Below are 10,622 nucleotides of genomic sequence, written 5' to 3' on the forward strand. Positions count from 1 at the left end.
CCCGCGCAACCGCCGTTCGAACGAGAACTCCGTGTCGCGCCCGAAGTCGATCAGAATGCTCAACGCCGCCTCGCTTTCCCCTTGTGCGCCGCGGGATCCCCGCGGTCCGGACGGCGGGTACCCCGTCGGGGGGACGATCAACCCCGGCCTAGCGACCGGCTGCCTTCCTGCACCGGCGCGCGATCAGGACCGCCCGAACCGGCGGAGTCCCGAGCGCGCCGCGGGCCTCCGCCCACCGAGGGCGCAGACCGACCCCCGCGGGGACCAGGCCGCCCGAACCGGCCCGGCTGCGCAGCAGGCGGCACGCCGTCGCGCGCGACTCGCCCCCCGCGGTGCGGCTCAACCCCGGCCTCGCGACCGGCACCGGCGAGCGGGCGATCAGCCTCCTCCCCTGGGCAGCGCCACCGCCAGGCAGTGTCCGGCAAATGTCGCGCCGAGACTGGGCCTGCGGTGTCTTGAATGAGTCATTCAGGACCTCCGAAGACCTGAATGACTCATTCAAGACGTCAGCGAAGCCGGCAAGACACATTCGATCACACACAGTCACAAACGACCGGATCGCTCCCTGCCCGGCGACACGAAGCCGGACCGGCCGCCCTCCGCGCCCGGATTCCCGGTATGTCACTGAAACAGGCCCCGGAGCGGTGCGGCCGCCCTGGACGTGAGGCAGGATCGAGTCGTGACCATCGATCAGGCCGGGGTGCCCGAAGCCCGTCCGGGCCCGGCGTTCCCCGAGCACGAAGCCCGCGTCGACGCCCTGCGGCGGCAGCTCACCGAGATCAGCGGCGAAGCCACCGTACGGCTGGCGAAGCGCACCTCCAACCTCTTCCGCTCCCGGGCGGCCACGCGGCACCCCGGACTGGACGTCTCCGGGTTCAGCCACGTGCTGCGCGTCGACCCCGAGACCCGGACCGCCGACGTCGAAGGGATGGTCACCTACGAGCAGCTCGTCGACGCCACCCTGCCGCACGGGCTGATGCCGCTGGTCGTCCCGCAGCTCAAGACCATCACCCTCGGCGGCGCGGTCACCGGGCTCGGCATCGAGTCCTCGTCGTTCCGCAACGGGATGCCGCACGAGTCGGTGCTCGAGCTCGAGATCCTCACCGGCGACGGCCGGATCGTCGTCGCCACGCCGGACAACGAGCACCGCGACCTCTTCCACGGCTTCCCCAACTCCTACGGCACCCTCGGCTACGCGCTGCGGCTGCGGATCCTGCTGGAGCCGGTCAAGCCGTTCGTCGAGCTCCGGCACATCCGCTACCACGACCGGGAGACCTTCTTCCGCGCGCTGGGCGAGGTCTGCGAAAGCGGCGAACAGGACTTCGTCGACGGCACCGTCTTCGGCCCGCACGAGCTCTACCTGACGCTGGGCACCTTCACCGACTCCGCGCCCGCGACCAGCGACTACACCTGGCTGGACATCTACTACCGGTCCATCCAGCGACGGGAGACCGACCACCTCACCGTCCGCGACTACCTCTGGCGCTGGGACACCGACTGGTTCTGGTGCTCACGCGCGTTCGGCGTCCAGCACCGGCTGCCCCGGCTGCTGCTCGGCCGCCGGCTGCTCCGGTCGTCGGTGTACTGGAAGCTCGTCGCGCTCGACCGCCGGTTCAAGATCGCCGAACGGCTGCTCAAGCTCCGGCGGCTGCCGCCGGAGGAAACGATCGTGCAGGACATCGAGGTGCCGCTCGCCCGCGCGGCGGAGTTCCTCGAGTTCTTCGAACGCGAGATCCCGATCAGCCCGGTCTGGGTCTGCCCGCTGAAGCAGCGCCCGGGTGGCGTGCGCTGGCCGCTGTACGAACTCGACCCCGCCGAGCTCTACGTCAACTTCGGGTTCTGGTCGGCGGTGCCGCTCGACCCGGGCGAACGCGACGGCGTGCACAACCGGATGATCGAGGCCGAAGTCACCCGGCTCGGCGGGCACAAGTCGCTCTATTCGGACAGCTTCTACGCCGAAGACGAGTTCTGGCGGCTCTACAACGGCGAGACCTACGCCGGGCTCAAGCGGACTTACGATCCGGGCGGGCGGCTGCTCGGCCTCTACGAAAAATGCGTCCGCCGCCGGTGAAAGGAACGAACGTGACCCAGGCAAGCACCACGGTCGGCGAGGTGTTCGAGCGGCTCCTCGGCCCGCGCGCCACCGTGTCGATCACCGCCTACGACGGCAGCAGCAGCGGCCCGGCCGACGCACCGGTGGCCATCCAGGTGCGGTCCCCGCTGGCGCTGGACTACCTGATGTCCTCCCCCGGCGACCTCGGCCTCGCCCGCGCGTACGTCGCCGGGGCGCTCGACGTCACCGGCGACCTCTACACCGCACTGCACGCGCTGTCGGCCCAGGTCGACCAGCTCAGCCCGGCCGACCGGCTGTGGCTGCTGCGCAAGCTCGGGCCGCGCCACCTGCGGGTCGTCAAGCCGCCGGCCGAGGAGCACCCGAGCCGGTTCCGGCGCGGGCTCACCGCGCTGCGGCACTCGAAGCAGCGCGACAGCGAGGCCATCGCCAGCCACTACGACGTCTCCAACCGGTTCTACGAGCTGGTCCTCGGCCCGTCGATGGCGTACACGTGCGCCGTGTTCCCGACCGCGGACGCGTCGCTGGAGGAAGCGCAGGCCAACAAGTTCGACCTGGTCTGCCGCAAGCTCGGCCTGAAGCCCGGGATGCGGCTGCTCGACGTCGGCTGCGGCTGGGGCGGCATGGTCGCCCACGCCGTCCGGCACTACGGCGTCGAGGCGCTCGGTGTCACACTTTCGCGTGAACAAGCGCAGTGGGCGCAGAAGAACATCGTCGCCCTCGGCCTCGCCGACCGCGCCGAAATCCGCCACCTCGACTACCGGGACGTCACCGAATCGGGGTTCGACGCGATCTCCTCGATCGGCCTGACCGAGCACATCGGGGCGCGCAACGTGCCCGGCTACTTCCGCTTCCTGGCCGGCAAGCTCAAGCCGCACGGGCGCCTGCTCAACCACTGCATCACCAACCCGGACACCAGCGTCGCGCACCGCTCGCGCGGGTTCATCGACCGCTACGTCTTCCCGGACGGCGAGCTGGAGGCCCCGGGCGAGATCGTCACCGCGATGCACGACAGCGGCCTGGAGGTGCGGCACTCGGAGAACCTGCGGGAGCACTACGCCCTCACGCTGGCCGGGTGGTGCGCGAACCTCGACGAGCACTGGGACGAGGCGGTCGCCGAGGCCGGGGCCGGGCGCAGCCGCGTGTGGGCGCTCTACCTCGCCGCCTGCCGGCTGGCGTTCGAGCGGCGGGAGATCGAGCTGCACCAGGTGCTCGGGGTGCGCACCGACAGCGCGGGCGGCATGGGCCTCCCCCTGCGCCCCGACTGGGGGGTTTGACCCGGGTACGGGGAGTAGTGCGAGAATGGGCGCGAGACCGGGACGTCCGAACGGGACGCTCCGGCTCACTAACAAAGAGTGGGTATAGGTATGGCTCAGGGCAGTGTCAAGTGGTTCAACGGTGAAAAGGGCTTCGGCTTCATCGCCCAGGACGGCGGGGGTCCGGACGTGTTCGTCCACTACTCCGAGATCCAGGGCACCGGCTTCAAGTCGCTCGACGAGGGCCAGCGCGTCGAGTTCGAAATCGGCCAGGGCCAGAAGGGCCCGCAGGCCCAGCGCGTCAGCGTCATCTGAGCCACGAGGCACCTGAAGGCCCCCGCCCACCCGGGCGGGGGCCTTCTTCGTGCGCGGCCACACGGCGGATTCACAACGATCAGGTAACGTGGAGGGCGTGGAGAGCACGCTGGCGTCCGGCCGGCCTCGCTCTCACGTCAGGGCCGATCGCCGGCAGGAGCGGCGACGCCTCCCATCGCCGTCCGCCGGGTGTTCCCGCTCCCCGGCCTCCCGCGCGTACCTCGCCGCGGTGCCGACCTCGAAAGAAGCAGTGCATGACCGCCTCCGTGAAGGCTCCCCGTCCCGCCCCGAAACCGGTGCTCTCCGGCAAGCAGACCGTCGCCGAGCTGATCACCATCCGCACGTTCCTGCTGGTCCCGTTCGTCGCGCTGGCCGCGGCCGTCCCGGTGTTCTGGGGCTGGGGCGTCAGCTGGCTGGACCTCACCATCGGCGGCGCGTTCTTCGTGGTGTCGACCCTCGGGGTGACCGTCGGCTACCACCGCCACTTCACCCACGGCGCCTTCCGCGCGAAGCGGGCGCTGCGGGTCGCGCTGGCCATCGCGGGCGGCCTCGCCGCCCAGGGCCCGGTGATCGGCTGGGTCGCCGACCACCGCCGTCACCACGCCTTTTCCGACCGCGAGGGCGACCCGCACTCGCCGTGGCTGTTCGGCACCTCCGCGGTGGCGCTGGCCCGCGGGTTCTGGCACGCCCACATGGGCTGGCTGTTCGGCCGCGACAAGACCAACGTCGACCGGTTCGCCCCGGACCTCGCCGCCGACCGTGACCTGCGCGTCGTCGACCGTCTGTTCCCGCTGTGGGTGCTGGTGAGCCTGCTGCTCCCGCCGCTGCTCGGCGGCCTGCTCACGCTGTCGTGGTGGGGCGCGCTGACCGCGTTCCTCTGGGCCGGGCTGGCCCGGATCTCGTTCCAGCACCACGTGACGTGGTCGGTGAACTCGATCTGCCACATGATCGGCGAGCGCCCGTTCGCCAGCCGCGACCGCTCGGCGAACTTCTGGCCGCTGGCCATCCTGTCGATGGGCGAGTCCTGGCACAACACCCACCACGCGGACCCGACGTCGGCCCGCCACGGCGCGCTGCGCGGCCAGATCGACGTCTCGGCGCGGGTCATCTGGCTGTTCGAGAAGCTCGGCTGGGCGTGGAACGTCCGCTGGCCGACGCCGAAGCGCCTGGCCGCGCTCGCCCGATGAGCACGGTCGCCCTCACCTTCGACGACGGCCCGTACCCGTCGACCACGCACGCGCTGCTGGCCGCCCTCGGCGAGGTGCGGGCGACGTTCTTCCTGTGGGGCGAGCACGCCGAGGCGCACCCGGACCTGGTGCGGGCGATCGCCGGCGCCGGGCACGTGCTCGGCAACCACACGTGGACGCACCCGCGGCTGACCACCCTGGACCCCGCCGCCCGCGACCGGGAGATCAGCCGGACGCAGGAGCTCCTCGAATCGCTCACCGGTGTCCGGCCGGTGCTGTTCCGGCCGCCCTACGGCGACACCGATCCGGCGGTGGCGTCGGCCGCCGCCGCGCAGGGCCTGACCGAGGTGCTGTGGAGCGTCGACACCCGCGACTGGGCGGACGCGCCGGCGGACGAGATCGTGACGGCGGCGTCGGCGGTGGAGCCGGGCGGCGTCGTGCTCATGCACGAAGGCCGCCCGGCCACCGTCGAGGCGGTTCCCCGCGTCCTGGCGGCGCTCGCCGCCCGCGGGGTGCGTCCCAGTCCGGTGCGGCGGCCATGAGGGGCACCCTCATGGCTTGGACCCCGCCTGGGCCGATACGCACCCAATGTGGCGCTGGGTGCGTCCGCCGCCCGCACGTCATGAATGACTCATTCATGTCGTCCGACGACATGAATGAGTCATTCACTACATCGCAGGCCCGCGCGGCGCCCACTCGCCACGGCCAGCGCCGGTGGGCTCGGGTGCCCTCATGACCTCCGGTCAGGGGTTGATCCGGGTGTAGGCCGGCTTCGGGTTCAGGTTCTCGTCGAAGAGGCAGGCCGCACCCTCACCGGGGAAGACGTCCGGGACCCAGGAGTGCCGGTCCGTGAAGCCCCACGTCGTGAACTCGACGCAGTGCCGGACCGCCTGGCAGCCGTCCCAGAGCTGCCCGAAGTAGCTCGCCTGGGTGTCGAGGCCCGCCGCGGTGGCCGGGGTCGGGACGCGGACGTCCGCCTCCGTGATCGCGACGTCCACGCCGAGCTTGGCCAGCCGGGTCAGGTTTTCCCGGTACTCCCCCGGGAAGCCATACTGGATCGACAGGTGCGCCTGGATCCCGACGCCGCCGATCGGCACGCCCTGCCGCCGCAGGGTCTTCACCAGCTCGTACACGGCGTCGCTCTTCGGGTTGCGGCCTTCGATGTTGTAGTCGTTGATGTAGAGCGTCGCCTTCGGGTCGGCCGCGTGCGCCCAGCGGAAGACGTCGGCGACGAAGCCGTCGCCGAGCTTCTGCCGGAACACCGTGTCGCGCCGCGTGCCGTCCTCGTTGAAGATCTCGTTGACGACGTCCCAGGCGCGGACCTTCCCCTTGTACCGCTTGACTTCCGTCGTGATGTGGTCGCGCAGGACGCGGCGCAGCTCGTCGGCGGGCAGCGCGGCGACCCAGTCGGGGAGCTGGGAGTGCCAGACGAGCGTGTGGCCGCGGACGGTCTTGTGGTTTTCCTGGGCGTAGCGGACGATCGCGTCCGCGCCCGACCAGTCGTACTGCCCGCGGACGGCTTCGACGGTGCCCCACTTCATCTCGTTCTCGGGGGTGACGTTGTCGAATTCGCGGGTCAGCACGGCCCGGTAATCCGGTTCCGACGCCAGGTAGGACGCGGCGACCGCGCTGCCGACGTAGCGGTTCGTGGTGTATTGCAGCGGAACCGACGCGGACGCCGCCGGCGCCTGCCACACCGCGATACCGGCGACGGCGGCGAGCACCACCACGGCACGTTTCTTCGGAATTCTTCTCAGCATCTTGCATCCTTCCATCGACAATGGCGAACCGAAAGTTTCGAACCGTTTCAAATCAGGTTTCGATGACCTAGAATCTCCTCCATGACAACGAAGTCCGAGGAACTCGAGCCGACCGCGTCCCGGGTCACGATCGCCCGGATCGCCGCCGAGACCGGCGTTTCGGTACCGACCGTTTCGAAAGTTCTGAACGGCCGCCCGGACGTCTCCGAAAGCACCCGGGCCCGGGTGGAAGCCGTTATCGGGAAATACGGTTACCGCCGCCGGGCCGACGAGCGGTCCCGCCGTTCGCGATTGCTGGAACTGATGTTCCACGAACTCGAAAGCACGTGGGCACTGGAAATCATCCGCGGTGTCGAGTGCGTCGCCCGCGAAAACGGAATGGCGGTCGTGCTCGCGGAATCGTCGGGACGGCACACCCCCGGCCAGAGCTGGCTGGAGAGCGTCCTCGCCCGCCGCCCGGTCGGCATCGTTTCGGTCTGCTCGGACTTCACCGGCGGGCAGCTGGCCAAGCTGCGCGCCCGCGACATCCCGCTGGTCGTGGTCGACCCGGCCGGCGCGCCCGGCCCGGAGACGCCCTCGATCGGGGCCACGAACTGGCAGGGCGGCCTGACCGCGACCCGGCACCTGGTGGAGCTGGGCCACCGCCGGATCGCGATGATCGGCGGCCCGGAAGGCGTGCTGTGCAGCCGGGCGCGCATCGACGGCTACCGCACGGCCCTGGAGACGGCGGGCCTGGCGTTCGACCCGGCGCTGGTCCGCCGCGGCGATTTCCACGTCCGCTCGGGTTACCGCGAGCTGGCATCGCTGCTCACCCTCCCGGATCCCCCGACGGCGGTGTTCGCCGGCAGCGACCTGCAGGCGTTGGGCGTGTACGAAGCCGCCCGTGGCGCGGGGCTGCGCATCCCGGACGACCTGAGCGTGGTCGGTTTCGACGACCTGCCGATCGCCCGCTGGCTGACCCCGGAGCTGACGACGATCCGCCAGCCCCTGCAGGAGATGGCCGCGGCGGGCGCGCGGCTGGCGATTTCGCTGGCCCGCGGGGTGCACCCGGCGAGCCAGCGGGTGGAGCTGGCGACGAGCCTGGTGGTCCGGCAGAGCACCGCGGCCCCGGTCCACCGCCGCACCGAGGTCCTCTCCGGCGGCCGCCGGTAACCGCCCGCGCGGGCCGTCCGCGCCACTTTCACGTGAAAGCTCCGCGTAGCTTTCACGTGAAAGCGACGCGACGGTGGCCGCGGGCGGCTCATCCCGGCCACCGCATGCTCTCCGGCGGCCCCAGGTAGCTCGGCCGCAGGCCGCCGGTGTCCACCACGAGCTTGCGCAGCACCACCGCCGGGTCCACCATCCAGAACTTCAGCACGTGCGGGCCCGCCGCCCCCACCGCGTGCGTCGTCGACGTGAGGTTCACGTTGTCCGACGTCGTCCGCTCCCACTGGCGGTTCATCGACGTGTCATCGGCGCCCGTGGCCTTCGTGATGTTCACGACCTGCGGCTCCGCGTCGTCGAACGAGACCGCGTACCGCAGCCCGTCGCCGGCCAGCACGTTGTTGCGCGGCGAAAGGTGCGCCCACACCGTGACCGGCCCGGCCGTGAACAACGTCATCCGGTACTCCAGCCGGGCACCCGCGCCGGGCGCCACGCTCGCCGCGGTCACCGGGAACGGCGTCATCCCCAGGTCCGGGACGCGCCGCCAGGAAACCGGCCCGGCCCCGACGTTCGCGCTGCAGTGCGGCGCCTCGACCGACACGTAGCCGCCCGCCTCGACGAACCCGCGGCGCCACGGCAGCGGCAGCTCGGGATTCCGCACCACCGCGTCCACCACGACCGAAGCACCGGCGCCGGACACCGTGATCGGCACCGTCGTCGTGCCCCGGGGCGCCCGGGCCCAGTCGATGCGCACGGTCATCCGCAGCTCCTCCTCCACTCGCCCGCCGCGCGGCTCGACGCGGACCCACGGCGCGCCCGGCGTGACCGTGCAGCGGAACGGCGTCCGGCCGCGGTTGAACACGTCGAGGTACTGCGCCGGCGCGCTTTGCCACGGGCTGAACTCCGGCAGCACCGGCCGCCCCGCCGCACCCGGCCACGCGTCGAGCGACCCGTCGACCGCCACGCCCAGCGAGGCCGCTTCGGGGACGTCGATGCGGCGCACCGCCGGGAAGATCACGTCGGGCAGGGCCACGTTGTTCAGTTCCGGCTGCTGCCACGGCGCGTTCGGCCCGTACCGCTCGACGTCGCCGTAGTCGATGTGCGGCTGGGTCTGGAACCCCCGCCACTTCCCGCCGGCGATGCCGGTGTTGTACTTCTCCGCCAGCGCCAGGTCGTCGGCGAACCGCGCCTCGGTGACGGCGGCAAGCGCGTTCGCCGAAGCCCGCCCTTGGGCCACGTACAACAGGTTCGTGAACTCCGCGCGCCGCAACGCGTACAGGTTCGCCGTCGCCTGGACTTCGTAGCCGACCAGTTCGTAGAACGCGTCCCGGTAGGCCGCGGGCACCCGGGCCGCGATCCGGCCGGCCTGGGTTCCCAGGTCCTGCCACTCCGCGGTGACCCGGTCCAGCTCGCCGTAGTTCTCGAGGCTGAACGGCGTCGCCTGGTCGTCGTAGGTGATGGTGCCGTCCGCGGCCAGGGTGGCCCGCCGGTTCAGCAGCTCGGGCTTGCGCCGCGACTGCAGCCGCCCGTAGTCGTGCAGCACGCCGGCGATGTCGGCCGCCAGTGCCCCGCCGAAGTTCTCCGCGGCGAACTCACGCTCCCAGGTGGACAGCCGGTCGGCCGGCCACGCCGCGGGGTTCCAGGCGTAGTCGAGGAAGAACTGCAGCGGCAGCTCGTTGCCCTTCATGTCCCCGACGTTCGCCACCCACAGCCGGTCGTTCCCGTAGGACGCGGCCTGGTTCAGCTGCTCCCACGTGTTCGCGATCAGCGCGGTGTCGACCCACTTGTAGTTGCGGCCGCCTCCGACGTAGTCGAAGTGGTAGTACAGCCCGTACCCGCCCGGGTGCGGGGGCAGCGAAAGGTCCGGCTGCTTGCGGATGTTGCCCCAGTTGTCGTCGGTGAAGACCACGATGACGTCGTCCGGCGGGCGCAGGCCCTTCGCCCAGTACCGCTGGACTTCCTTGTAGAGCGTCCACACCTGCGGGACGTCGGTGCTCAGTTCGCGCGCGAGGATGTCCCGCTCGGCCGCGATGATCTCCTGCATCAGCTCGATGCCGTCGCCGTCGGGCAGGCCGACGTCGCCGTTGCCGCGCATGCCGAGCGTGACGACGCCTTCGAAGCCCTCGCGCGCCATCCGGCGGATGCCGTCGGTCCAGTACGCCTTGATGGCCTCGCCGTTGCGGCGGAAGCTCCACTCCCCCGTGCCGCCGTACGGGTCGTGCCCGGGCGTCGCGTGCCGGTTCCACTCCTCGATGCCGCGCATCATCGGCGCCTCGTGCGAGGTGCCCATGACGACGCCGTACTCCTTGGCCGTCGCGTGGTTGAGCGGGTCGTCCTCGGCGAAAGCCCGCCCCCACACCGCGGGCCACAGGTAGTTGGCCCGCAGCCGCAGCATCGTCTCGAACACCTTGGCGTAGAACCGGCGGTTGAAGCCGTTGGGGTAGCCCGGCGCGAGCCCCGGCCCGAAGTACGCCGGCGCCCAGGTGCCGAGCGCCGGGTTCTCGTCGTTGATGAAGAACCCGCGGTACTTCACGTGCGGGGTGCCGAGGCTGAAGCGCTCCCCGGGGAAGTGCAGCTCGGACTGCCGCCGCGGCGGGACGTCGGCCCACCAGTACCACGGCGAAACGCCGATCCGCCGCGAGACTTCGTAGACGCCGTAGATGACGCCGCGCTGGTCGCTGCCGGTCAGCACGAGCCGCCCGTCGACGACCTGGCTCAGCGAGGTCTCCCACTTGCCCTCGACGTCCCGGACGTCCAGGCGACCGGCCGCCACGAGCGAGTCGACCAGCGGGCTGTGGCCGAGCGTGCCGACCAGCACGACCGGTCCGTCGGCGGGCACCGCGTCGGCGACGGCCGGCCGGACGCCGGTGACGCGTTCGACGTCGGCGGC

General features: G+C 71.3%; 8 protein-coding genes. 6 read left to right on the forward strand and 2 right to left on the reverse strand.

Translation table 11 applies throughout. The features are described from left to right. Positions 1-679 precede the first annotated feature (679 nt). The 5 genes from G3I65_RS47230 (at position 680) to G3I65_RS47250 (ending at position 5,371) form a co-directional block, all read left to right on the forward strand. On the forward strand, positions 680-2,071 hold the full coding sequence (locus G3I65_RS47230; protein ID WP_160701891.1) for an FAD-binding oxidoreductase: 1,392 nt from the start codon (positions 680-682) through the stop codon (positions 2,069-2,071). Further along, complete coding sequence (locus tag G3I65_RS47235) at positions 2,053-3,348, forward strand: class I SAM-dependent methyltransferase (RefSeq protein WP_166641477.1); 1,296 nt, start codon at positions 2,053-2,055, stop codon at positions 3,346-3,348. The genes G3I65_RS47230 and G3I65_RS47235 overlap by 19 nt, the downstream gene beginning before the upstream one ends. A 90-nt stretch (positions 3,349-3,438) precedes the next feature. After that, on the forward strand, positions 3,439-3,642 hold the full coding sequence (locus G3I65_RS47240; protein ID WP_086680104.1) for a cold-shock protein: 204 nt from the start codon (positions 3,439-3,441) through the stop codon (positions 3,640-3,642). Positions 3,643-3,896: 254 nt separating this feature from the next. Then, positions 3,897-4,829, forward strand: coding sequence for an acyl-CoA desaturase (locus G3I65_RS47245; protein ID WP_160701893.1), 933 nt, complete (start codon positions 3,897-3,899; stop codon positions 4,827-4,829). Beyond that, on the forward strand, positions 4,826-5,371 hold the full coding sequence (locus G3I65_RS47250) for a polysaccharide deacetylase family protein (RefSeq protein ID WP_160701894.1): 546 nt from the start codon (positions 4,826-4,828) through the stop codon (positions 5,369-5,371). Before G3I65_RS47245 ends, G3I65_RS47250 begins: the two co-directional genes overlap by 4 nt. A 201-nt stretch (positions 5,372-5,572) precedes the next feature. On the opposite strand, the gene G3I65_RS47255 is transcribed toward G3I65_RS47250, so the two are convergent. Further along, positions 5,573-6,589, reverse strand: coding sequence for an endo-1,4-beta-xylanase (locus tag G3I65_RS47255; RefSeq protein WP_166641478.1), 1,017 nt, complete (start codon positions 6,587-6,589; stop codon positions 5,573-5,575). A gap of 81 nt (positions 6,590-6,670) precedes the next feature. On the opposite strand from G3I65_RS47255, the gene G3I65_RS47260 reads away from it, so the two are divergent. After that, on the forward strand, positions 6,671-7,741 hold the full coding sequence (locus G3I65_RS47260) for a LacI family DNA-binding transcriptional regulator (RefSeq protein ID WP_160701895.1): 1,071 nt from the start codon (positions 6,671-6,673) through the stop codon (positions 7,739-7,741). Between the two features lie 88 nt (positions 7,742-7,829). Here G3I65_RS47260 and G3I65_RS47265 read toward each other — a convergent pair. After that, positions 7,830-10,622 (reverse strand): glycosyl hydrolase 115 family protein (locus G3I65_RS47265; RefSeq protein ID WP_160701896.1); only part of this gene is annotated, 2,793 nt, incomplete at its 5' end.

It is taken from the genome of Amycolatopsis sp. SID8362, assembly GCF_010550475.1.
Taxonomy (GTDB): Bacteria; Actinomycetota; Actinomycetes; order Mycobacteriales; family Pseudonocardiaceae; genus Amycolatopsis; species Amycolatopsis eburnea.

What these genes read in the sequence shown, in the direction of transcription:
- G3I65_RS47235 (WP_166641477.1), top strand. Translation starts at nt 2,053, where the DNA reads ATGCGTCCGCCGCCGGTGAAAGGAACGAACGTGACCCAGGCAAGCACC.
- G3I65_RS47240 (WP_086680104.1), top strand. Translation starts at nt 3,439, where the DNA reads ATGGCTCAGGGCAGTGTCAAGTGGTTCAACGGTGAAAAGGGCTTCGGC.
- G3I65_RS47245 (WP_160701893.1), top strand. Translation starts at nt 3,897, where the DNA reads ATGACCGCCTCCGTGAAGGCTCCCCGTCCCGCCCCGAAACCGGTGCTC.
- G3I65_RS47250 (WP_160701894.1), top strand. Translation starts at nt 4,826, where the DNA reads ATGAGCACGGTCGCCCTCACCTTCGACGACGGCCCGTACCCGTCGACC.
- G3I65_RS47255 (WP_166641478.1), bottom strand. Translation starts at nt 6,589, where the DNA reads ATGCTGAGAAGAATTCCGAAGAAACGTGCCGTGGTGGTGCTCGCCGCC.
- G3I65_RS47260 (WP_160701895.1), top strand. Translation starts at nt 6,671, where the DNA reads ATGACAACGAAGTCCGAGGAACTCGAGCCGACCGCGTCCCGGGTCACG.